24 protein-coding genes are annotated in these 21548 nt (G+C 72.3%); 17 read left to right on the top strand and 7 right to left on the bottom strand.

Features of this window, described 5'->3' with window-relative positions:
* Positions 1-16: 16 nt before the first annotated feature.
* The 12 genes from AC559T_RS34040 (at position 17) to AC559T_RS33985 (ending at position 8695) form a co-directional block, all read left to right on the top strand.
* A complete protein-coding gene (locus AC559T_RS34040) occupies positions 17-388 on the top strand; it encodes a DUF742 domain-containing protein (RefSeq protein WP_020459983.1) in 372 nt (123 codons plus the stop codon).
* Positions 369-992 (top strand): GTP-binding protein, encoded by a 624-nt coding sequence (locus tag AC559T_RS34035; protein ID WP_020459984.1) that lies wholly within the window; start codon positions 369-371, stop codon positions 990-992. Before AC559T_RS34040 ends, AC559T_RS34035 begins: the two co-directional genes overlap by 20 nt.
* Positions 993-1054: 62 nt before the next feature.
* Positions 1055-2053, top strand: a complete 999-nt coding sequence (locus AC559T_RS34030) for a LuxR C-terminal-related transcriptional regulator (protein WP_020459985.1) — start codon at positions 1055-1057, stop codon at positions 2051-2053.
* Positions 2054-2384: 331 nt separating this feature from the next.
* Positions 2385-2762, top strand: coding sequence for a TcmI family type II polyketide cyclase (locus tag AC559T_RS34025; protein WP_498871301.1), 378 nt, complete (start codon positions 2385-2387; stop codon positions 2760-2762).
* Between the two features lie 394 nt (positions 2763-3156).
* Positions 3157-3414 carry an acyl carrier protein gene (locus tag AC559T_RS34020; protein ID WP_071066855.1) on the top strand — a complete coding sequence of 86 codons (258 nt, stop codon included), beginning with the start codon at positions 3157-3159 and terminating at the stop codon, positions 3412-3414.
* Positions 3415-3463: 49 nt separating this feature from the next.
* Complete coding sequence (locus AC559T_RS34015; RefSeq protein WP_071066856.1) at positions 3464-3958, top strand: SRPBCC family protein; 495 nt, start codon at positions 3464-3466, stop codon at positions 3956-3958.
* A gap of 10 nt (positions 3959-3968) precedes the next feature.
* Complete coding sequence (locus AC559T_RS34010) at positions 3969-4391, top strand: cupin domain-containing protein (protein WP_018505688.1); 423 nt, start codon at positions 3969-3971, stop codon at positions 4389-4391.
* A gap of 77 nt (positions 4392-4468) precedes the next feature.
* Positions 4469-5740 carry a beta-ketoacyl-[acyl-carrier-protein] synthase family protein gene (locus AC559T_RS34005; protein WP_112105928.1) on the top strand — a complete coding sequence of 424 codons (1272 nt, stop codon included), beginning with the start codon at positions 4469-4471 and terminating at the stop codon, positions 5738-5740.
* Complete coding sequence (locus tag AC559T_RS34000; RefSeq protein WP_498871300.1) at positions 5737-7014, top strand: beta-ketoacyl synthase N-terminal-like domain-containing protein; 1278 nt, start codon at positions 5737-5739, stop codon at positions 7012-7014. The genes AC559T_RS34005 and AC559T_RS34000 overlap by 4 nt, the downstream gene beginning before the upstream one ends.
* Before the next feature lie 102 nt (positions 7015-7116).
* Entirely contained in the window at positions 7117-7857 is a 741-nt protein-coding gene (locus AC559T_RS33995) for an SDR family NAD(P)-dependent oxidoreductase (protein ID WP_071066858.1), read from the top strand.
* The gene (locus AC559T_RS33990; RefSeq protein WP_018505692.1) at positions 7857-8180 is read left to right on the top strand and encodes an antibiotic biosynthesis monooxygenase family protein; all 324 of its coding nucleotides are present in this window, start codon (positions 7857-7859) and stop codon (positions 8178-8180) included. The genes AC559T_RS33995 and AC559T_RS33990 overlap by 1 nt, the downstream gene beginning before the upstream one ends.
* Before the next feature lie 197 nt (positions 8181-8377).
* Positions 8378-8695 carry an antibiotic biosynthesis monooxygenase family protein gene (locus AC559T_RS33985; protein ID WP_041255782.1) on the top strand — a complete coding sequence of 106 codons (318 nt, stop codon included), beginning with the start codon at positions 8378-8380 and terminating at the stop codon, positions 8693-8695.
* A gap of 223 nt (positions 8696-8918) precedes the next feature.
* Here the strand turns inward: AC559T_RS33985 and AC559T_RS33980 are convergent, their stop codons facing one another.
* Complete coding sequence (locus AC559T_RS33980) at positions 8919-9233, bottom strand: hypothetical protein (protein ID WP_498871299.1); 315 nt, start codon at positions 9231-9233, stop codon at positions 8919-8921.
* Between the two features lie 280 nt (positions 9234-9513).
* Positions 9514-10275, bottom strand: coding sequence for a type 1 glutamine amidotransferase (locus tag AC559T_RS33975; RefSeq protein WP_498871298.1), 762 nt, complete (start codon positions 10273-10275; stop codon positions 9514-9516).
* A 292-nt stretch (positions 10276-10567) separates the two neighbouring features.
* On the opposite strand from AC559T_RS33975, the gene AC559T_RS33970 reads away from it, so the two are divergent.
* Positions 10568-11056, top strand: coding sequence for a flavin reductase family protein (locus AC559T_RS33970; RefSeq protein ID WP_112105100.1), 489 nt, complete (start codon positions 10568-10570; stop codon positions 11054-11056).
* 35 nt (positions 11057-11091) lie between these two features.
* On the opposite strand, the gene AC559T_RS33965 is transcribed toward AC559T_RS33970, so the two are convergent.
* The gene (locus tag AC559T_RS33965) at positions 11092-11967 is read right to left on the bottom strand and encodes a hypothetical protein (RefSeq protein ID WP_498871297.1); all 876 of its coding nucleotides are present in this window, start codon (positions 11965-11967) and stop codon (positions 11092-11094) included.
* A gap of 352 nt (positions 11968-12319) precedes the next feature.
* Between AC559T_RS33965 and AC559T_RS33960 the strand changes: the two genes are divergently transcribed.
* Positions 12320-12484, top strand: coding sequence for a hypothetical protein (locus AC559T_RS33960; RefSeq protein WP_165938707.1), 165 nt, complete (start codon positions 12320-12322; stop codon positions 12482-12484).
* Between the two features lie 171 nt (positions 12485-12655).
* Here the strand turns inward: AC559T_RS33960 and AC559T_RS33955 are convergent, their stop codons facing one another.
* Positions 12656-12919 (bottom strand): hypothetical protein, encoded by a 264-nt coding sequence (locus AC559T_RS33955; RefSeq protein WP_071066869.1) that lies wholly within the window; start codon positions 12917-12919, stop codon positions 12656-12658.
* Between the two features lie 315 nt (positions 12920-13234).
* Positions 13235-14107: an AraC family transcriptional regulator gene (locus AC559T_RS33950; protein ID WP_071066870.1), complete on the bottom strand. Its 873-nt coding sequence runs from the start codon at positions 14105-14107 to the stop codon at positions 13235-13237.
* Positions 14108-14320: 213 nt separating this feature from the next.
* On the opposite strand from AC559T_RS33950, the gene AC559T_RS33945 reads away from it, so the two are divergent.
* From AC559T_RS33945 to AC559T_RS33935, 3 genes are read left to right on the top strand one after another with little or no spacing between them, the layout of a single operon-like run.
* Positions 14321-14569 carry a hypothetical protein gene (locus AC559T_RS33945; RefSeq protein WP_498871296.1) on the top strand — a complete coding sequence of 83 codons (249 nt, stop codon included), beginning with the start codon at positions 14321-14323 and terminating at the stop codon, positions 14567-14569.
* Entirely contained in the window at positions 14554-16278 is a 1725-nt protein-coding gene (locus AC559T_RS33940) for an ABC transporter transmembrane domain-containing protein (RefSeq protein ID WP_498871295.1), read from the top strand. The genes AC559T_RS33945 and AC559T_RS33940 overlap by 16 nt, the downstream gene beginning before the upstream one ends.
* On the top strand, positions 16275-18101 hold the full coding sequence (locus AC559T_RS33935; RefSeq protein WP_071066871.1) for an ABC transporter ATP-binding protein: 1827 nt from the start codon (positions 16275-16277) through the stop codon (positions 18099-18101). The genes AC559T_RS33940 and AC559T_RS33935 overlap by 4 nt, the downstream gene beginning before the upstream one ends.
* A gap of 140 nt (positions 18102-18241) precedes the next feature.
* Here the strand turns inward: AC559T_RS33935 and AC559T_RS33930 are convergent, their stop codons facing one another.
* Both AC559T_RS33930 and AC559T_RS33925 read right to left on the bottom strand, forming a co-directional pair.
* Positions 18242-19477, bottom strand: a complete 1236-nt coding sequence (locus AC559T_RS33930) for a cytochrome P450 (protein WP_071066872.1) — start codon at positions 19475-19477, stop codon at positions 18242-18244.
* 545 nt (positions 19478-20022) lie between these two features.
* Positions 20023-21477: an amidohydrolase family protein gene (locus AC559T_RS33925; RefSeq protein ID WP_498871294.1), complete on the bottom strand. Its 1455-nt coding sequence runs from the start codon at positions 21475-21477 to the stop codon at positions 20023-20025.
* Positions 21478-21548 lie beyond the last annotated feature (71 nt).

Below are 21548 nucleotides of genomic sequence, written 5' to 3'. Positions count from 1 at the left end.
AGGCAGGAGGACCGCGGTGTCAGGGGATGAGGAATGGTTCGACGACGAGGCCGGGCCGGTGGTGCGGCCCTACGCCGTCACGGGGGGGCGCACCCGTCCCAGTAACCGGACCCTGGATCTGGTGGCCCTGGTGTCCACCTCTCCGCAGGGGCGGGCCATCGCGACCACGCTGGAACCGGAGCAGCGTGCCATAGCGGTGCTCTGCCAGCGGCTCCAGTCCGTCGTCGAGATCTCCGCCCGACTCAACCTCCCAGTCGGCGTGGCACGTGTGCTCGTCGGCGACATGCTCGACGCCGGGCTGGTGAGTGTGCACCGGCCCGAACGAACGTCGGACCGCCCCAGCGTGGCGATTATCGAAAAGGTGCTCAGTGGACTCCAGGCTCTCTAGGACCCGAGCGGCCGATACACCGGCGCCGCATCCGGTCAAGATCATCGTTGCCGGTGGTTTCGGAGTCGGGAAGACGACGTTCGTCGGCGCGGTGAGCGAGATTCCCCCGCTCACCACCGAGGCCGCGATGACGTCCGCGAGTATCGGTGTTGACGACACCAGCGCCGTCGCGTCCAAGACGACGACGACGGTGGCCATGGACTTCGGCCGAATCACCCTGGTCGACAGCGTGATTCTCTACCTGTTCGGGACCCCCGGCCAGGACCGCTTCTGGTTCATGTGGGACGAACTCGTCCTGGGTGCGATCGGCGCGATCGTGCTCGTCGACACCCGCCGTCTCGCCGACTCGTTTCCCGCCATCGACTACTTCGAGGAACGTGACATCCCGTTCCTCATCGCCCTGAACCACTTCGAGGGCGCGCGCCGTTACCGCAGCGAGGACATCCGCGCGGCGCTGGACCTCGACCCCCGCCGGCCGATGGTGCTGTGCGACGCCCGCCAGCGGGAGTCGGTGCGCCAGTCGCTCATCGCGCTGGTCCGCCACGCCCTGGAGGTGGTCTCCGCGGAGAGCCAGCGACCGGGGCTGCCGACCGGCTCACGGTGAACGACACCGCGCGTGCCGCCCCAGCGCCCGCGGACCATCCGCTTCGACCTGGGAAGGGGATCTTGCTCGAGCTTCTCGGTCTCGACGACGTCACGCTGTCGGCCTACCGGTTGTGGCTGAGACATCCCGACATGGATGTCGACGGGGTGGCCACGGCGGTGGGGCAGGCGAACGACACGGTCCGCCGGTCACGGGACCGGCTCGTCGAGTTGTCACTGCTGTTGCCCTCCACCGAACACCCCGGCCACCTGGTCGCCGTCCACCCGGAGGCCGGTCTGGAGCATCTGCTCCAGGCCCAGCACGAGGCGCTCATCCGCCGCCACGAGCGGCTTGTCCGGGCCCGGGCGCAGGTGAGCACGTTCGTCTCGGAGTACCTGGACAACCGGCCCGGTGGGGACGGCGCGGAGGTCGAGCACATCGACAGCGCCGACCAGGCCCGGGCCGAACTGCTCACCCTTGTCGGCCGGGCCGAGAAGGAGGTGCTCGCGCTGCACACCCGGCGCGGCCGCCCGCCGGCGTTGACCGCGGAGGTTCTCCCGGTCGAGCTGCGGGCGCTGCAGCGCGGTGTCGCGATGCGCAGCGTCCTCCCACGCACGGTCAGCACCGACGAGACGGGTGTCGGTTACGTCCGCACGGTCGCCTCGCACGGCCTGGAGGCCCGGCTCGCCGACGACCCGCGCATCGACGCGACGACCGTGGACGGCCGGGTCGGGCTGGTGCAGTTCGTGCAGCACGGCACCGACCCGCACGCGCTGATCGTGCGCTCGCCCGCGCTGGCGAACCTGGTCACGATGCTGTTCGAGCAGGTCTGGGACAGCGCCGAGCCGCTGGCCGCGGAGGCCGACGGCGACCTGGAGAGCCCTGCGGACGACCGGCCGAACGACACCGAGCGGCTGCTTTTAAGGCTGCTCAGCCTGGGTGTGAAGGACGAGGCGGCGGCCCGCCATCTCGGGGTGTCCGTCCGTACGGTGCGTCGGATGGTCGCCGACCTCATGACCCGCCTGGACGCCCGTAGCCGCTTTCAGGCCGGGACGGTCGCGGCCCGGCGGGGTTGGTTGTAACCGCGTTGTGATCAGTTGGTCGGATCGTTGGCAGTAGATGGTCAGGGCAACTTCCTGCCACCCGGAATGCCGGACAGAAGTTCCGATGGGCCGCATGATTCCGATGAGCAACCGGAATTACGTATAACTGGCGCGGACCACCACAGCAGGAACCGGCCAGGTGGCTTCGCCGACCGGCGAACGCGTGAGACCGGTCACTTGCGCGTGTCGGTGCCGAGCGCATCCGATATGGCCGGTGTCTTCGGGTTGATCCGGCCCTTCGGTAGCGGTCGGCCGTGTTCGAACACGCGCGGCGCAGCCTGTTCATCGTGACTCCGAAAGAGGAGATCGAGTGCCGACGGAATCCGGCTCGGTTCCGAACCAACGCACGACCAGCCAGCGGACGCTGATTGTCGCCCGGATGAACCCCGAAGACGCCGGTGCGGTCGCCGACGTCTTCGCGGAGTCGGACGCCGGCGAGCTTCCACATCTCGTCGGCGTCGCCCGGCGCGACCTTTTCCGTTTCCACGGGCTGTACTTCCATCTCATCGAGAGCCGGGCGGACATCAACGGCACGCTGCCGCCGGTTCGGGAGCACCCGCTGTTCGTCGACGTGAACAGCAAGCTCGAGAAGTACATCGCGGCGTACGACCCGCAGACCTGGCACGGCCCCCGGGACGCGATGGCCGACAGCTTCTACACCTGGGTGGCCGATCAGAGCGGTCCCTGAGCCCGCGCCGGCGCGGGACCAGGTTCCGCGCCGGCCCCGGGGCTCCGCCTCCGCGCGGCCGGCCGCCGCAGGACGAACGGGCCGTCCCGACCTTCGTCGCATGCGCCGCAGCCATCCGCCCCGCGCGGCTGGTGGCCCCGCCATGCCCGCAGGCCGCCCTGCCCGAGCCTCGGACGCCGCTGTCCGGGCCGGGTCCGCGCGCCCGCGGCCGGCGGTCCGCCGGCCGTCCGCTCCCAGCCCCCCCGAACGCAGGTCACCGTGGTTTCGGGTGCCCCGGGTTCAGGCCGCCCGGTCTCCGGAGCGCTGTCTTTCGAGCTTTCAGGCTGCCCGAGTTTCAGAGATTGATGTCACAACCGTATCCCGCGGACGCGGGAATGGTGAGAAGGGAACGCAGATGCCCCTGCAGTGGACCGCCGACGAGCTTCTCGACTTCCTCGTGGAGCAGGCCGGCCTGCCGCCGGAGGACCGTCCGACCGAACTCGGCGTGACGTTCACCGACATCGGTCTGGACTCGCTCGCCTACCTGCAGCTCCAGGCCGAGGTACAGGAGCGGTTCGGTGTCGACCTGCCGAACGAGGCGCCGGAGGGATACACCCTCGCCGACATCCTCACCACGGTGAACAGCGCGCTCCTGCAGTCCGAGGTCGCCTGAGACTCCAGGCCGAGACCATTCCCCTCCAGTGAGCGAACCGGAGAAACACATGAGCGGGCACACCGACAACTCGATCTTCATCGATGCCGACATCGACCTCGTCTGGTCCATGACGAACGACCTGGAGTCCTGGCCGTCGCTGTTCACCGAGTACGCCTCGGTCGAGATCCTCGAGAAGGCCGAGAACACCTTCAAGTTTCGGCTGACGATGCACCCGGACGAGAACGGGACGTCCTGGAGCTGGGTGTCCGAGCGCACCCTCGACCCGGTGAACCACAAGGTCCGCGCCTACCGGGTGGAGACGGGGCCCTTCGAGTACATGCACATCGAGTGGACGTACCTGCCCGAGGGCACCGGCACCCGGATGCGCTGGGTGCAGGACTTCAAGATGCGCCCGACGGCGCCGGTGACGACCGAGCAGATGACCGAGCGGATCAACACGAACACACCGCGCGAGCAGGCGGCCATCCGCGGCAAGGTCGAGGCGGCGGCCCGCGCCGCCGCGCCGGCGGCCGACCAGGTCCAGGTTCCCGAGCAGGTCTGAGGAGATAACGGTGAGCATCGCAACCCCCGCGCCCCTGACGGTCCCCAAGGTCCTCTCGATCCACGACGTGCCGGCCAACCGGCGCCGCGGCGGTGACATCCGCACGCTGCTGTCCCCGGCGACCGTCGGCGCCAAGTCCGGGTTCCTGGGCACCCTCACCCTGCAGCCCGAAGAAGTGGTGACCGAGCACTGGCACCCCTACTCCGAGGAGTTCCTCTACTGCGTCAGCGGCGCGGTCACCGCCCGCCTCGACGGCGAGCACACCGCGCTGCCCGCCGAGCACGGCCTGCTCATCCCGATCGGCATGCGGCACCGGATCGTGAACACCGGCGACGAGGTGGCCTTTCTCGTCTTCCACCTCAGCCCGCTCGCGCCGCGGCCCGACCTCGGGCACGTGGACACCGAGCCGCTACCCGAGCAGTCGCAGCAGTGAACAAACCCACGCAGCGGTCGCGGCCGGACGACGCTCACGGGCCGGCGTCACGGGACGGGGGTCCGCGCCGCACCGCGGTGACCGGGGTCGGCGTCGTCGCCCCCGGTGGCTCGAACCGCAAAGAGTTCTGGACCCTGCTCACAGACGGCCGCACCGCCACCCGCCGGCTGTCCTTCTTCGACCCGTCGCCGTTCCGGTCACAGGTCGCGGCCGAATGCGACTTCGACCCGCTCGCCGCCGGCCTCACCCGCCAGGAGATCGCGCGCAACGACCGGTTCGTGCAGTTCGCGCTGGCCGCGGCCGCGGAGGCGGTGGCCGACAGCGGGCTGGACCTCGGCCTCGGTGTCGGCGGCACCGAACGCGAGCCGGGCGACGGGCCGGTCGTCGGGGTGAGCATGGGCAGCGCCGTCGGGGCGACCACCCGGCTCGAGAACGAGTACGTGGTCGTCAGCGACGGCGGGAAGCACTGGGAGGTCGACCCGCGCTACGCGAGCTCGTTCCTCTACCACGCGCTCGTGCCGAGCTGCCTGGCCACCGAGATCGCCTGCCGCTTCGGCGCGCACGGCCCGTCGTTCGTGGTCTCCACCGGGTGCACCTCCGGCATCGACGCGGTCGGCTACGGCCACCAGCTCATCGTCGACGGCGAGGCGGACATCGTGATCGCCGGCGCCTCCGACGCGCCGCTCTCGCCGATCTCCATCGCCTGCTTCGACGCCATCCGCGCCACCTCGGCCCGCAACGACGACCCCGAGCACGCCTCGCGGCCGTTCGACGCCAGCCGCGACGGCTTCGTGATGGGAGAGGGCAGCGCCGTGCTGATCCTCGAGGAGCTGGAGTCGGCCCGGGCCCGTGGCGCGCACATCTACTGTGAGGTCGGCGGGTACGCCTCGCGGTCCAACGCCTTCCACATGACCGGCCTGCGCCCGGACGGCGTCGAGATGGCCGAGGCCATCCGCATCGCCCTGGACCAGGCGCGGCTCGACCCGTCCGCCGTCGACTACGTCAACGCCCACGGGTCGGGGACGAAGCAGAACGACCGGCACGAGACGGCCGCTTTCAAGCGGTCGCTGGGCGCCCACGCCCACGAGGTGCCGGTCAGCTCGATCAAGTCGATGGTCGGCCACTCCCTCGGCGCGATCGGCTCCATCGAGCTCGCGGCCTGCGCCCTGGCGATCGAGCACAACGTGGTGCCGCCGACGGCGAACTGGTCGACCCGCGACCCCGAGTGCGACCTGGACTACGTCCCGAACACCGCCCGCGACCACACGGTGGACGCGGCACTGTCGGTCGGCAGCGGGTTCGGCGGGTTCCAGTCGGCCATCGTCCTGGCCTCGGCGGACCGGGCATGACCGTCCTGGACACCGCGCCGGCCGGTACGGCCGGCCGGGCCGCGGGCCCGGTGCGGCCGGTCATCACCGGGCTCGGGGTCATCGCGCCCAGCGGGGTGGGCCTCGACGCCTACTGGGCCTCGACGCTGCGCGGCGAGCTGCGCGTCGCGCCGATCACCCGGTTCGACGCGAGCCGCTACGACACCCGGATCGCCGGCGAGGTCCCCGACTTCGTCGCCGAGGAGTTCGTCGACCACCGCTACCTCGTGCAGACCGACCGCTGGACCTGGATGGGCATGGCCGCGTCCAAGCTGGCGCTGGCCGACGCCGCCTACGACCCGGCCGAGCACGACCCGTACGAGACGTCGGTGGTCTTCGGTAGCGGCTCGGGGGGCAACGACTTCGGCCAGCGGGAGCTGTCCCGGCTGTGGACGCGCGGGCGCACCGCGGTCAGTGTCTACCAGTCGATCGCCTGGTTCTACGCGGCGGCGACCGGCCAGACCTCGATCCGGCACGGGCTCAAGGGCCCGTCGGGCGTCCTCGTCTCCGACGGCGCCGGCGGCGTCGACAGCCTCGCCCAGGCCCGGCGCACCATCCGGCGCGGCACCCCCACGGTGCTCGCCGGCGGCGCCGAGTGCGGGCTGACGCCGTACGCGCTGACCTGCCACCTCAGCAGCGGCCGGGTCAGCTCCGCGGCGAGCCCCGCGGACGGCTACAAGCCGTTCGACGTCCGCGCCAACGGTTACCTGCCCGGTGAGGGTGGGGTGACCCTGCTCGCCGAGGACCCGGCTGCCGCGGCCCGCCGCGGCGCCCGCGTCTACGGCGAGATCGCCGGCTACGCGGCCACCCACGACGGCGCGCACCACGAGCAGGCGCCGGCGGACTCGCGCTGGCTGGCCGCGGCGATGCGCCGCGCGCTCGCCGACGCGGAGCTCACCCCCGCCGACGTCGACGTCGTGTTCGCCGACGGCGCCGGCTCACCGGACCTCGACGCGCTGGAGGCGGAGGCCATCCGGGCCGTCTTCGGCGCCGGAGCGGTGCCCGTCACCGCCCCGCAGGGGCTCATCGGACGGCTGTGCGCCGGCGGCTCCGCCCTCGCCGCGGCGACCGCGCTGCTGTCGATCCGCGACGGGGTGATCCCCGCCGTGGGCAACCTCGACGAGCCCGACCCCGCCCACGGCCTCGACCTGGTGCGCTCGCCGCGCGAGGGCCGGGTCCGGGTCGCGCTGGTCAACGCGCGCGGCCACGGCGGGTTCAACAGCTCGCTCGTCCTGCGGGCGGTCGACACCGACTGACCTGCCTCTCCGGCGCGCTGACGACGCCGTCGGCGCGCCGGGGGATCCCGGGTGGCCAAGGCCACCGGAACGTTCCGGACTCACCTTTCGAGAGGATCACTGATGTTCCCAGACCTGGCCGGCAAGCGTGCCCTGGTCACCGGCGGCACGCGCGGTATCGGCCGGGCCGTCGTGCTCGGGCTCGCCCAGGCCGGCGCCACCGTCGTGGTCGGCCACCAGCGCCAGACCGAGGACGCCGAGAGCCTGCGCCGCGAGCTCAAGGACACCGGCAACGACCACCTGCTGGTGCAGGCCGACGTCGCCGACCCCGCGCAGATCACCGAGCTGCTGTCAGCGGCCGGCACCCACCTCGGCGGCAGCCTCGACATCGTCGTGAACAGCGTCGGGACGATCAGCCACATCCCGTACGCCGACCTGCCGCTGGACGCCTGGACGCAGGTGCTGACCACCAACCTGACCGCGACCCACCTCGTCACCCAGGGTGCGCTGCCGCTGCTCGGCGACTCCGGGACGGTCGTCAACATCGGGTCCGGCGCCGGGCTCGTCGGCGTGCCGCTGCGCGCCCACTACACGGCGGCCAAGACGGGCCTGATCGGCCTCACCCGCTCGCTGTCCAAGGAGCTCGGCTCCAAGGGCATCCGGGTGAACCTGGTCTCGCCGGGCGTCATCGAGACCGACCAGGCGGCCGGCATGCCCCCGGCGGCGCGCGCCGCGTACACCAACCGCATCCCGCTGGGCCGGCTCGGCGAGGCCAACGAGGTCGCCGCCGTCGTCCTGTTCCTCGCCAGCGACGTGTCCAGCTACGTCAACGGCGCCACCTTCACGGTCGACGGAGGAATCTGATGGGCCACCCCCAGCCGTTCCGCATCATGCTGACCATGCACATCCACCCGGGCCGCGAGCAGGAGTTCGAGCAGACCTGGCTGCGGATCGGGGACGGCGTGACCAGCCACCCGGCGAACCTCGGCCAGTGGCTGATCCGCTCCGAGGACGAGCCGAGCACGTACTACATCATCAGCGACTGGGTGGACGAGCCGAAGTTCCGCGAGTTCGAGCTGAGCCCCGGCCACCTGGAGCACCGCAAGATCCTCCACCCCCTGCGGGCCAGCGGCTCGATGGTCACCGGGACCGTGCTCACCCACCTTGTCGGCGCGGCGGCCGAGTGATCCGCCGCAAGAAGAAGGCGGATGCCCCGCCGGAGACCGACCCGCAGGAGACCGCCTCAGCGGAGTCGGCTCCAGCGGAGCCGGCGACCGCGGAGCCGGCTGTGGCCGAGTCGTCCACTGGCGAGTCGGCTGTTGCCGGGTCGCCCGCGTCCGGCCCGGTCGAGGCTGAGGCCGGTGACGGTGGCCGGGTGCGGGTGATGCTGTGGGCGGTCGACCCGGCCGAGGATCAGGGCGCGGTCGAGCGTGCCTACCACGAGATCAGCTCCAAGCTGGTGGGCACGCCCGGCCTGCTCGGGAACCGCCTGCTGCGCTCCGCCGCCGAGCCGACGAAGTTCGCCGTCGTCAGCGAGTGGGCGAGCATGGCCGAGTTCGTGACCTGGGAACGTGGAGCGGACCACAAGCCGGCCACCTCGCCGCTGCGTCCGCTGCAGGACCCGGCGATGCGCGCGACCATCTTCACCGAGGTCGCCGCCTACGGCCCGGACGGCCCCTTCACCGAGCCGGACGGATTCTGAACCGCGGCGAATTCGAGCCGGCGCGAGTCGGCACGTTCCGGCGGCGCGCGGGAGCCCGGCTCCCGCGCGCCGCCGGGCTCCGTCCTGACACAGGCCCGCGCGTTCGGCGTTGTGCTGCTGGCCGCAGCACAATGCTGCTATACCGACGGCGATCACTATTCGGGTTCCCAACACCGCCGCGGTCGCGGCCTGTGCCCGGCGGCGGTCCACAACTCCCGGACGGTCACTGCCGAGCCGACTGCGCCCACCGCACCACGCCGCTGGCCGTCCGTCCGCCCAGCGCCCGTTCGCCGGTCCCGTCCAGGTTCATCACGTGCACCGGGCCGGTGGCGGCGAGAAGTCGCCGGCGCTGTCGTCCTTGACGAAGACGAGTGTGCCCTGGGGACCAGCCCGGGTGCCAGGTGTCCGGGCCGGCGACCTGGCGGACGTCGCCGCCGCTCGGACTGATCAGGTAGATGCCGCCCGCCGAGGTGCTGAAGGCCAGCACCAGTACGGCGGAGACGATGGCGGCGACCAGCGCCGCCGGTGATCGCCACACCGGCCGGGCCCGGCCGGCGACCGGAGCGGGCGGGAGACTCCGGCCGGGATCGGGATCGGGACCACCCGCCGTCGGGAACGGCGCGGCCCGGCTCGGCGGCGTGAGACGGTCCGCGCCGAGCGGGCGGGTCGCCGGGGCGGGAGCCGACCACGCCGCGTCGCCCGCACCGGGGTGATCGGCCGTGCCGCCGCCGCTGCGACCGCCGTCGCGGCCACCGGCGTCGCCGTCGCTGCCGCCGGCCGCCGGGCGGGCACCCGGGCGGATGGCAACCGCGGCTGGCTCACTTCGCCCGGGGCCGTCTGGAGCCGGCTGTGGTGCGGATGCTCGTCCAGAAGGCGTCGAACAGGGCGTCCGAGCGGTGCCGCGCCTCGTCGGCCCGGGTGGCGATCTCGGCGCGCAGGGCGGCGGCGTCGACGCCGTGACCGCGCAGCCACGGCTCGAGCCCCTGCTCCCGCCACCCGCGGACCCACCCCTCGAAACTGGCCGGCGTGATCTCGGGATGGAACTGGACGGCCAGGTGCGGCCCGGAGCGGAACGCCTGCGGGGCGTCCGCGGTCCAGGCGATCTCCTCGGCGCCGGGCGGGACGTCGAAGGTGTCGAAGTGGAACTCGAGCCATGGGCCCGCGGGGACGAGATCCGGCGCCGCTGTCGTCACCGAGCGCCAGCCGAACTCGGGGCGCGGCGCCTGCCGCACGGCGGCGCCGAGGGCGCGGGCGAGCAACTGGCCGCCGAAACAGATCCCGAGCACCGGTGTCCCGGCCTCGACCGCGGCCCGCAGGTAGGCGAGCTCGGACGGCAGCCAGGGCACGGTGTCGTTGTCCGAGCCCATGACCACGACCAGGTCCAGCGACCGCGGCGAGGGCGGCGGTGAGCCGGAGGTGACGAGGGTGAAGTCGATGCCGTGGTGGCGCAGTCGGTCGCCGACGCTGCCGATCTCGGCCACGGCGGCCCCATCCGTGACGTCGTGCACGATCACCACCGCCCGTGGCGGTGTGCCGGCCCGGATCGCCTTGTCGGAGCCCAGCGTGTTCTCGACGCCCACAGTGTTCCCGACGGTACGCCACGTGCTCGCGGACGGCTCAGAACCAGATCCCGATCGGGACGCCCCGGTCGTCGAGCTGGCCCGGCCCGGGGTCCGGAAGGCAGCCGGTGCGGCCCGGCCGCGGGGCGCGCCTGGCGGGGCGCGCCGTGCGACCGCCGGGACGGGCGTGAGGCGCTGATCTCTGGGAATGTCCCAGGCACCCGGCCGACCCGGCGGCCGGCAGTGCGGGGCGGGGAACGTCGCACCTGGGCGGGGGATGCCGTACCTGGGCAGGAGAGGAGCTGGGCGATCCATGGTCGAACCGAGCGCGTTTCACGAGGCGGTGAGCGTCGTCAGCTATCCGATGGCGATCGTGACCACCGCGGCGGGCGGTGAGCGCAGCGGTTGCCTCGTCGGCTTCCACACCCAGTGCAGCATCGATCCGCCGCGTTACCTCGTCTGCGTCTCACGCGGCAACCACACCTTCGGCGTGGCCCGGCGGGCGACGCACCTGGCCGTGCACCTCCTCGACGTCGCCGACCGGGAGCTGTCGGAGCTGTTCGGCGAGCTCACCGGCGACGAGGTCGACAAGTTCGCCCGCTGTCGCTGGTCGGGTGGGCCGTTCGGGATGCCGGTGCTGGCGGGTCCGCGTGCCTGGTTCGCCGGTCCCGTGATGACCACAGTCGAGGTCGGTGACCACACGGCGTTCGTGATCGATCCGGTCGCGGGGGAGTTCCACGGTCCGCTGCGCCAGCTGGGGTTCCAGGACGTGCGCGACATGGAACCGGGCCACCCCGCCTGACGGGCCCCGACTGATCGGCCCCGCCGGGTCGGCTCTCAGGCAGGCTCGCCGGCCGGTGCGCTGTCGGGGGCGTCCGACGCGTCGGCGAAGAAGACGAAGCAGCGGGTGCCGACGAAGGCGTCGTCCCGCATCACCATGCTCGAATAGACGATCATCGGCAGGAGTGAGTCGTCGAGCCGGCGGATCGTGGTCGGGAAGTTGACGATCCCACTCTGGCCGGTCATGGCCTCGCCCATCGCCACCAGGTCCGCCTCGACCGCGAAGATCGGGAGGAGGTTCTGGCCGACGAACCGCGCCGGTTCGTCCTCGCAGCCGAGCAACCGCAGGTGAACCTGGTTGGTCCGCCGCACCTCGGCGGTGCGGGCCATCGCGTGGACGGGGACGGGCAGGAGCTCGAAGAGATCGTCGAGCTCCTTCGTCAGCGACTGGACGCCCGCCTCGTCGAGCGGCTCGATGAGCGGGGTGACGTCGGCCTGGTCCCACTCGCGGTGCCACTCCGACGCGTCGGTGCTGTCGGGCCCCGGCAGGGACGCCTGGAACGCCGGCCGGGTGACGATGCGGAGCATGCCGCCGTCCGGCTCGCCGTTGACGTCGAGCAGGCAGTCCGCGGTCGAGCCGTCGGCCCGGCGGACCGTGACCGGCACGTTGTGGAGCGCGTACCCGTCGGCCGCGGTGGCCGTGAGCCGGTCCCAGGTCGCGGCGTCCAGGAGCGCCCTGGCCGACAGCCCGGAGGGCGACGAGCTGGCGTCGGGCCAGTCCGCGATCCGGTGTTGCGCCCGGTTCGCCCGGCGCACGGTTCCGTCGAAGCCCGTGACCATGATTCCGATGTTCGAGTTCTCGAACAGGTCGACGAGCTCGAGCAGGTAGTCGGTCGCGGAGACGCCGGCGTACTGCGACACATCGATGGGCATGAACTGGAGCCTTTCTCTGGCGCGGGCCGCTCGGGCCGCGGGCTCTCGGCGCTGGCTACCGGGACGCCGCCGCGGATCACACGGCCGGGTGAACCGGGTGCGACGAGGGTCCCTGGCGCAGGTAGCGCGCGGCCAGCGGACCGGTAGCGGCCTTGCCGCTACCGGCTCTGGCACTGCGGGCGAGATGTAGCCCACCGTACCGAAGCGGTTCCAGAGGGGCATTTAACACGGAAGGAGCCCGGAGCTTAACTTCCGGTGAATCGCCGTGTGCGACTCTTGGTTTGCGTGACATCCGGTGGTGTGGTACCGGGTCGGCCCATCCGCGTCACAACGGCGGGAGAGTGGTATTCCCATGACGGACATCGTCAGGCTGGTCGAGTCGATCAATGATGTTCCCACCATGGAGGAAACGGACGTGATCCTCGAGGAGCTGCGTCAGCTCCCGAGGACCCCGGAGAACATCAAGCTGATGGACGATCTTCTCGAGTTTCGGTCACTACTCGGCGCGGCGGAGTGAGAGCACGCGCCGAGTAGCGATCGAAGTTCGGGCGGGGTGCCGGCTTACGTCACGTTCCCCCAGGATGTGCCGAGTCCTGACCGGCCTGGCATTCCTCTACCGTGGGGTGCCGGACGGCTGGCGCTGCCGATCGCCCGGCTGTCCAGCGCCGAGATGCGCTGGACAGTCCATTCAGACGAACAGGCCGCCCTGGTTGGCCGCGACACCGGACAGCTCGCGCAGGCGGTTCTCGACGTACCGCTCGCTGTGGTTCGTCTTGTCCGCGATACGGGCGACGAGGTCGTTGATGTTGGTGGCGGCGTCGAGGTCCGCCGTGCTGACCTGGCCGAACTGGTCGAGGATGCGGTAGCGCAGCTGCCGCCAGTTCTGGCGCAGCTGCTGCTCCACCTGGCGCCGCTGCTGCTCGATCTGGCGCTGCTCCTGCTGCTGGATCATTTTCTTTGGATCCCCTTCTCGGTGGTCGTTTTCCTGACGCGCCTGAAGGCGCGCAGCGAACGCTACCCCAGCTGCTTCGGATGGCGTTGAAGCGCCGCCGGAATGCGAACTCAAGGTCGCACTTGGGATGTCTGGCGCCGAATGGGCCGCGGCATCTGGGATGCTCCCCGATCGGGAATCGAAAAGGGCGCACGAGAGGCGTTAATAGCCGTCATCTCGGTCGCCCGGGCAGCCGGGTGAAATGCGGGAGGCGCTGCCGGCTTTTCAGTTTCGCCCCGGCTGGCCGGAGCCGTCGGGCGTGCCGGAGCCGCGGCGTCAGGCCTGCTGCCCGGCCGCGGTGCCGGACACGGTCAATGGTTGCGGCGCGGTGCTTATCCGCCGTTGGTAGGACGACGGCGTCTCGCCGCAGTACTGGGAGAACGCGCGGGCGAACGCGCTGCCGTTGTCGAAGCCGACGGCCGTCGAGACCTCCAGCACCGACTGCCCGGGCACGGCGAACAGCGCCATCGCGCGCAGCAGGCGGGCCTGGAGGAGGTAGCTGCGCCACGACAGGCCGAGCGTCGAGCGGAACTGGCGGCGCAGCGTCCGCTCGGACACGCCGACGGCCCGGCTCACCTCACCGACCGTCACCGAGTCGAGATGGTTCTGGGTGTAGGCCATGGCCGCCGACACGATCGGGTCGGTCGAGGTCGGCAGGCTGAGTGGCGCCTCGTGGTCGAGTGCCTCGGACACGAGGTGGCCGAGCGTGTGGAAGAAGCCGTCGGCCACCGGGTCGTGCTCCGCCCGGGCGATCGGCCACCGCAGGGCGTAGATCATCATTTCGCGGATGAGTGGGGCCACCGCGAGGATGCGGGCGCGGTCTCCGGGATGCGGGACGAGCCGCGGGTCGAACATCACCGACACCGTCCGCACCGCCGTGTTCATGGTGGCCTGGTGCTCGAGGCCGGCGGGAATCCACGCGGCCTGCTGCGGCGGCAGCAGGTAGTGCGCGGTGGCGGTTTCCACCTCGACCACGCCCGCGACCGCGTACTCGATCTGGTGCAGGTCGTGTGAGTGCCAGCCGGTGACGAGCCGCTCGCCCTCGTACAGGTAGCTGCCGCCGAGGGCCTGCCCCCCTCGGCGCACATCGACCAGGCTGGCTCTGGCCGTTTCCGGCGCTCTCCTGGCGGAATGTGCGGAGGCGGTCATGGTCGAGAGTGTACAAACGGGGCCTGCTGTGGTCTACCGGTCGCGGTCGCGCGCCGGAAGGCGATCAGTCTGGCCGTCGGCCGCGCTGGATGTGCAGGTCGGCGGCCTGCGCCCGGATCCGTGTGTTGATGTTGGCCGTTTGTGTTGGCTATCTGGCCGTAGATGCAGAGACGGTCACGGCTGCAAAGCGTACAAGTATGGGGAAGTCGAAAGGTGCGATCACAGTTCCCGTTGATTCGATGCGCGCGCCGACGGCTTCCCGATCCGACGGCCGAGGAGACAAAAATTAAGTGGGACGATCCGGTCCTGGTGGGCATTGACGGCAACGTGGTCGAGCCGCCAGACCTGTTATGGAAGAACCTGCCGACCAAACGGTCCCGGCTGTATGCCCGGCAGCGGGAGGAAAGAGAACCCGCGCGCGCGGTGCGAGGAAATCATGGCGCCGGGTGGAACGCTCCGTGAACGCGGCGGTGGCACCTGATTCCACCGGTCAGACCCACACGGCCGCGTCGATCCTGCGCCGGGCGAGAAGGGGCCAGCTTCGCCACCTCGGCGCCTCGTCGTTCTTCCTGTCGTGCCACCAGGTGGCCGAGGCACTCGTGCCGGTCACGATCGGCCTCGCCGTCGACCGCGCGGTCGCGACCGGGGACGGCCCGTCCATGCTGTGGTGGCTGGCGGCGCTCCTCGGGCTCTTCGTGGTGTTGACCTGCGCGATGAGGTGGGGCTTCCGGGCGAACCTGCGGGCGACCCAGGGGGCCGGTCACGACCTGCGGATGCTGCTGGCCGAACGGGTTCTCGACCCACGCGGCGCCGCCGGGGCCGAGCGGATGCCCGGCGAGCTCGTCTCCCTGGCGACCGGCGACGCCCTGAAGGTCGGCATGCTGAACTACGCCACCGCGATGGCCATCTCCGGTTTCGCGGGAGTCGGCGTGGCCGTGGTCGCCCTCGTCGGGTTCTCCCTGCCGCTCACCGCCCTCGTGACCGCGGGCTCGGTGCTGCTGCTGGTGATCACGCATGTGCTCGGCCGGCCGCTGGAGCACCGCAGCGCCGCGGAACGCGCGAAGATGGCCGCGGCGACCGGCCTGGCCGCGGACCTGATCGCCGGCCTGCGGGTCCTCAAGGGCTTCGGTGGTGAGCGTCCCGCCGTCGCGCGTTACCGGTCGGCCAGCCGGGAGGCGTTGGGTGCGACCCTGCGCTCGGCGGCCGCGGAGTCGACCGTGCGGGCGGTGGCCGTCGTGCTGGCCGGTGGTCTGCTCGCCGCCGTGACCCTGGTGGCGGGGCGGCTGGCCGCCGGCGGGTCGATCAGCATCGGCGCGCTGATCACCGCGGTCGGCCTGGCGCAGTTCCTCGTCGATCCCCTCAACCGGATCACCGGCTTCGGTTCGCAGCGCGCGCAGTCGCTGGCCTCGGCCGGTCGCATCGCCGCGATCCTCGACGCCCCCCACGCGGTCGGCGGCACCCGCCAGGCCACGGCGGCCGGCCCCGGGCGCCTCCGCTTCGAGGGCTTCTCGGCCGGCACCATCCGCGGTCTCGACCTGGAGGTGGCGGCGGGCGAGTTCGTCGGCATCGTCGCCTCCGATCCGAAGGAGGCGGCGGCCCTGCTGGCGGTCCTGGCCCGCGACGCCGACCCCGAGACCGGAACCGTCCTGCTCGACGGTGAGTCCGTCGCGCAGCTGTACCCCGACGAGACCCGATCGGTCGTCCTGGTGGCCCCGCACGACGCCGAGCTGTTCGAGGGGACGGTGGCGGACAACATCCGTTCCGCGGCGCCCGGGGCGGAGCTGGGCCCGGTGGTCGCGGCGGCGGGGCTCGACGACCTCGAGGAGGTGCTCGGCGAGGGCCTGCGGACCCGGCTCCTGCACGGCGGGGTGTCGCTGTCCGGCGGTCAGCGCCAGCGGGTCGCCCTTGCCCGGGCCCTGGCGGCGGACGTCCCCGTGCTGGTGCTGCACGAGCCGACGACCGCGGTGGACTCGCTCACCGAGCTGAAGATCACGCAGGGCGTCAGACAGCTGCGCGACGGCGCGAGCACGGTCTGCGTGACCTCGAGCCCCGCCGTGCTGTCGTTCTGCGACCGTGTCGTGGTGCTCGACGGCGGCGTGATCACGACCGAGGGGACCCACGAGGAGCTCGTCGGCTCGCACCCCCGCTACCGCGAGCTGGTGCTCGCATGAGGCGCCGCCCAGGCCCGTCCGCGGGCCCGGAGCCCGAGGACGGTCTCCTCCCGAAGGCGGGAGCAGGCGAGACCTGGCGGTACGCGCTCCGCCTGCTGCGGCCCCGCTGGTATCTCGCGGTGCTCACGGTCCTGGCGCTGGCGGTCGGCGCGGCTGTCCAGCTGGTCACGCCGCGGGCCCTCGGATGGGTGATCGACGCGGCGATCGAGGGTGACCGGGGGGCGATCGTCTGGCCGGTCCAGGTCCTGGTGCTCGTCGCGGTCGCCACGGGCGTCTTCCAGGTGCTGACCAGGACGCTGATCGCGTTCGTCGCCGAGCCCGTTCTGGCGACGTTACGGGAGGAGGTGGTCGAGCGGGCGCTGCACCTGCCCTCGGGCGCGGTGGAGCGCAGTGGCGCCGGCGACCTCGTGGCGCGGATCAGCGGTGACGTCGAGGTCGTGACGACGGCGATCCGCAACATCGTGCCGACGCTGGCCATGTCCGTCTTCCTGGTGTGGATGACGGCGGTGGGCCTGGCGGTCATCGACTGGCGTTTCGCTGCCGTCGCGTTGCTGGCCGTGCCGACGGACCTCTACGCGCTGCGGTGGTACCTGCGGCGATCGGGACCGGTGTTCGCCGCCCAGCGGGTGGCCGAGGGCGCCCGTGCCCAGCAGCTGCTCGACTCGGTTGGCGGCGCGGACACCGTCCGGGCCTTCCGGCTCGGTCCCGACCACCTGCGGCTGATGGCGGGGCGGTCGGAGGAGGCGATGGACTGCTCCTTCCGGGCGATGCGCTTCCGGACGCGCTTCTGGGGCCGGATGCACCTGTCCGAGGCCATCGGCGTGGCGGCCGTCCTGGTCGCCGGCTTCTATCTGGTCCGGGACGGGTCCGTGACGGTCGGCGCGGCCACGGCCGCGGCGTTCTACTTCAGCCGCCTGTTCGAACCGGTCAACATGGTGCTGATGATGATCGACATGGTGCAGGAGGCGGGCGCGGCACTGTCCCGTCTCGTCGGTGTCGCCGGGGTGCCGCTGCCGGAGCAGCGGGAGGAGACGGTCCTCACCGAGCCGTCGATCGACCTGCGCGACGTCCGATTCGCCTACGGGGCCGGCCATGAGGTCCTGCACGGTGTCGACCTCGCCGTGCCGGCCGGGGAACGCCTGGCGGTGGTCGGTGCCAGCGGCGCCGGCAAGACCACGCTGGCCAAGCTCGTCGCCGGGCTCCACCCGCCGGCGTCCGGTGAGCTGCGGCTCGGCGGCCAGCCGGTCGACCGTTTCGGCCCGGACGAGCTGCGCCGGTCGGTGGGCCTGATCACCCAGGAGGTCCACGTGTTCGCCGGGCCGCTGATCGAGGATCTTCGGCTGGCCCGGCCGGAGGCCACCGAAGCGGACCTCGAGGGGGCGCTGGAGCGGGCGGGCGCGCTGGAGTGGGTCACCGCGCTGCCGTCCGGTATCCGGACCGTCGTGGGGAAGGGTGGCCACCGGCTCACCCCGACGCAGGCCCAGGAGCTCGCGCTCGCGCGCATCCTCCTCGTCGACGCCCCGATCGTCATCCTCGACGAGGCCACCGCCGAGGCGGGCAGCGCCGGGGCCAGGCGACTGGAGCTCGCCGCACAGCGGGCGCTGAGTGGCCGCACCGTCCTGCTGGTCGCCCACCGGTTGACGCAGGCGGCGGCGGCCGACCGGGTCGTCGTCCTCGACCGGGGCCGGGTCGTGGAGAGCGGCTCACACGACGCGCTCGTGACCGCGGGTGGTCACTACGCGCGGATGTGGTCGGCCTGGTCGTCGAACGGTGATCCCACCAAGGGTCCCGCGAGCAGCGCTCCGTCCTCGGCCTCGGCGTGAGGTCGCCGACGGGTGGGCCGACGGGTGCGTGGCGGGCCTGAGGTCTGCGCTCGTGACGAGGGAGCCCGTCCGGTCGCGGCGCCCACCCCGACGTGGCCGGACGGGCCACGCCGGGGTGGGCAGGCGCGCCGGCGGGTGAGTCACCAGGCGACGGGTAGCTTCTCCGGACGGCCGATCGGCGCGGCGAGCTCGTAGCGCAGCTCCGACACCGGCACCGCCAGGCGCAGGGTGGGAACGATGTCGATCAGCGCGGAGAGCACCTCGGTCAGCTCGACCCGGGCCAGGTGCGCACCGATGCAGTGGTGCGCCCCGTGGCCGAAGGCCAGGTTCGCCACCGGCTCCCGGGTGAGGTCGAGCCGGTCGGGGTCGTCGTAGAGGTCCGGGTCCCGGTTGGTGGCGGCGAACGGGGCGATCGCGACCTCGCCGGCCCGCACGGTGAACTCGCCGAGATCGACGTCCTCGGTCGCGACCCGGGGGAAGGTCATCGACAGCGGGTGGTAACGCAGCAGCTCCTCGACGGCGTTCGGTAGCAGCGCGGGGTTGCCGACCAGCGACTCCCACTGCGACCGGTCGGTCAGCAGCGTGGTGACCGCATTGGTGATCACGCCGGCGGTCGTCTCGAACCCGCCGATGAGCAGCGTCAGCGCCAGCGAACGCAGCTCGACCTCGTTCAGCCGGCCGTCGTCGGTGTCCTGGGTGGTGATCAGGACGTCGAACAGCTTCGTCACGGGCTCTCCCGCGGCGAGCTGGGCCTGCCGTTCGCGCACCAGGCTGTCCATGTAGCCGTACAGGGCCTTCTGCCCGGCGGCGGCGGCCTCCCGGTTGGTGGCGAAGCGGAAAAGCGTCTCGCTCCACGTCCGGACGTTCTCCCGGTCGATTTCCGGAACGCCGAGGATCTGGCAGATGACGTCGACCGGCAGCGCGGCGGCCAGGGCGGCGCGCAGGTCGGCCGGGGCGTCCTTGGCGGTCATCGCGGTGACGTGCCGGCGGGCGGTCTCGGCGACCCACGGCCGGAGCTGTTCGATGCGGCGGTGGGCGAATCCGGTGGAGACCAGCCGTCGGATACGGGTGTGGTCGGGCGGATCCAGCCACAGCAGCGAGTTCGGGTCGGGAATCTGCGCCCCGGTCAGCGGGGGCCGGAACTCAAGCGTCTTCGTACGGGAGAAGCGCGGGTCGCTGAGCATCGCCCGGGCCGGGGCATGCCGGACAATGAGCCAGATCGGGATCTGCCCGGGGCCGAAGCGAACCCGTATCGCGGGCGCGCGCCGGGCGATCTCGGCCAGTGTTCCCGACGGGAGCGGGCTGAAGGTGTCCGGAAAAGGAAAGGACGGAAGATCCTGGTCCTGATCCTGAGGCACAGTCTCGGTGACCGACATGGGAGAAATGGATCCTTTCACGGTCAGGGTCAGGAAACGACGCACCGCGCACGGCCTGACGGAGGATCGCTGCCGGTGCTGTGCGCGCGGGTGCCGGCCGGGGCCGGGCGGGCTCGGGCCGGGCCGGGCCGGGCGGAGACGGCCGCGCCGCCGCGCGGGCGTGACGTTGTGGTACGCGCTCGGCCCTCAGATCGGCCGGGATGTGCTCATCCGCGGTGGGTGGTGACCGCCCGCCCGGTGGTCGTGCCGGCCCGGGTCCGTCATCGCACAAACCCCCTCGAACATGGGCAGTTGCGTCGAAATAACCCTAGCGAGGCGATCGTTGCGGGAGAGCAAGACTGCCGATTTGCCTCGGGTCAAAACATGTCAGGGCCTGGCAGCTGGTTCCCCGGCGCGGAGTCCCGGTCTGTGGTTGGCTGACGCGCCCCGGCAGAGGACCCGGTTCAGCGGTGGACCCGGCCCGGCAGTCGACACGCCCGGCAGTCGACACGCCCGGCGGGAGACGTGGCCCGGCGGAGCATGCGGGCCGGGTGCCGTGACGGACCCTAAGGCGCCGTGTGCGCGAGCGCGCCGTCGATGATCGTGGCCGCGACGTGCGCGGCGTCAGGGTCGGCCAGCGCGTCGTCCAGCGGTGTTCGCAGCAGGCACAGATCCGCGGGCAGACCCGGGTGGAGCCGGCGGGGGCGGGCCGGGTCGCCGGGGCGGCCGAGGAACAGGTCGAGCGCGGTCCGCCCGTCGACCCGCTCCCCGCCGCCGAGCACCCGACCGGACGCCGTGCGCCGCTCGCGGGCGGCCCGGATGGCCCGCCACGGGTCCGGATGACCGAAGGGTGCGTCGGTGCCGGCCGCTACCGCGATCCCGGCGGCCAGCAGCGACCGGCAGGGATAGAGCCAGTCGAGGTCGTCCGGGTCGACCTCCGCGAGGTAGGCGTCCCCGCGCTCGGCGACGAAGTTCGGCTGGGTGACGACGGTGAGCCCGGCGGCGCCGACCAGCGCGGCCAGCTCCGGCGGGACGACCGCGCCGTGCTCGATCCGGTCGGCGGTGCCCGGCGGCGGCGGGCCCGCGTCGCCGATCGCGGCGAGGGCCACCACGAGCTGGACGCGGGTCACGCAGTGCACGGCCACCGAGGCGCCGGCCCGGTGCGCCCACCGGACACGCTCGGCGAGCGCGTCCGGCGGTGGCAGGTTCGTGTCATCCAGCATGATCTTCACCGGGCCGGGTGAGATCCCGTCCGGGAGGGCTGGTCCGCCGTCCAACGGCCGCATCAGCGTCAGACGCTGCGGCAGCGTGCCCGAGGCGACGGCGTCGGCGAGCGCGGCGGCATCGGAGGCCCGCCGTTGCGGGGTGGCGTCGGTGAAGCCGGTGACACCGACGGCGAGGGCGGCCCGGCCCACCGCGCCGAGATCGGCCGGAACACGCGGAACCCTGCCGGCCAGCCAGCCGTCGAGCCGCCACAGCCGCCCCGTGGGAACCGCGTCGGGCGTCCGTTCGACGCCCTCGACGTCCAGAAAGGACTCCGGGCCCAGGCCCACCGCGCGCAGACCGGCCGAGTTGAGCACCCACAGTGCGCCGCCCCGGTGCTGCACCCGGGCCGGGACGTCGCCGGTGAGAGCGTCCAGGGCCACCCGGTCGAGGTCCCCGGCGACGGCCGGATGGTAGCCGACCCCGCGGAGCCAGCCGCCGGCCGTCCCGGCGCGCGCCGCGGCGGCGGCCGTCCGCAGCCGGTTCGCGAAATCCCGTGGCCCGGTGATCTCAGGCGGGCCCAGCACGACCGATGACGCGGCCGCGGCCAGCGACATCAGGTGGATGTGGTGGTCGTGCAGGCCGGGGAGCAGGGCCCCGCCGACGGCGTCGAGCTCGTCCTCGCCACGCTGCCGGGCGAGGCGCTGCCCGGGCGGCCCGATCTCGGTGACGACCCCGCCGCCGATCCGGACGTCCACCAGCCCGCCCGCCGGCCGCCCACCGCGGCCCAGGACAGCCTCGGCGCGTCTGACCAGCACGGGATCACCTCGGGGCGCGGGGGAGCGGCAGCCCGAGAGTACGGTGCGCGGGCCCGTGCCCGGCACGACGG

Source organism: Frankia sp. Hr75.2 (assembly GCF_949319125.1).
GTDB lineage: Bacteria > Actinomycetota > Actinomycetes > Frankiales > Frankiaceae > Parafrankia > Parafrankia soli.
Note: the sequence above shows the minus strand (reverse complement) of the source record. Positions and strands in the feature narration are given on the sequence as shown.

Coding starts and splice junctions, on each gene's coding strand:
- AC559T_RS33970 (WP_112105100.1), top strand. CDS start 10,568: ATGGTCGAACCGAGCGCGTTTCACGAGGCGGTGAGCGTCGTCAGCTAT.
- AC559T_RS33950 (WP_071066870.1), bottom strand. CDS start 14,107: ATGACCGCCTCCGCACATTCCGCCAGGAGAGCGCCGGAAACGGCCAGA.
- AC559T_RS33960 (WP_165938707.1), top strand. CDS start 12,320: ATGACGGACATCGTCAGGCTGGTCGAGTCGATCAATGATGTTCCCACC.
- AC559T_RS33935 (WP_071066871.1), top strand. CDS start 16,275: ATGAGGCGCCGCCCAGGCCCGTCCGCGGGCCCGGAGCCCGAGGACGGT.
- AC559T_RS33955 (WP_071066869.1), bottom strand. CDS start 12,919: ATGATCCAGCAGCAGGAGCAGCGCCAGATCGAGCAGCAGCGGCGCCAG.
- AC559T_RS33985 (WP_041255782.1), top strand. CDS start 8,378: ATGCTGTGGGCGGTCGACCCGGCCGAGGATCAGGGCGCGGTCGAGCGT.
- AC559T_RS34020 (WP_071066855.1), top strand. CDS start 3,157: ATGCCCCTGCAGTGGACCGCCGACGAGCTTCTCGACTTCCTCGTGGAG.
- AC559T_RS33965 (WP_498871297.1), bottom strand. CDS start 11,967: ATGCCCATCGATGTGTCGCAGTACGCCGGCGTCTCCGCGACCGACTAC.
- AC559T_RS34000 (WP_498871300.1), top strand. CDS start 5,737: ATGACCGTCCTGGACACCGCGCCGGCCGGTACGGCCGGCCGGGCCGCG.
- AC559T_RS33995 (WP_071066858.1), top strand. CDS start 7,117: ATGTTCCCAGACCTGGCCGGCAAGCGTGCCCTGGTCACCGGCGGCACG.
- AC559T_RS34015 (WP_071066856.1), top strand. CDS start 3,464: ATGAGCGGGCACACCGACAACTCGATCTTCATCGATGCCGACATCGAC.
- AC559T_RS33990 (WP_018505692.1), top strand. CDS start 7,857: ATGGGCCACCCCCAGCCGTTCCGCATCATGCTGACCATGCACATCCAC.
- AC559T_RS33930 (WP_071066872.1), bottom strand. CDS start 19,477: ATGTCGGTCACCGAGACTGTGCCTCAGGATCAGGACCAGGATCTTCCG.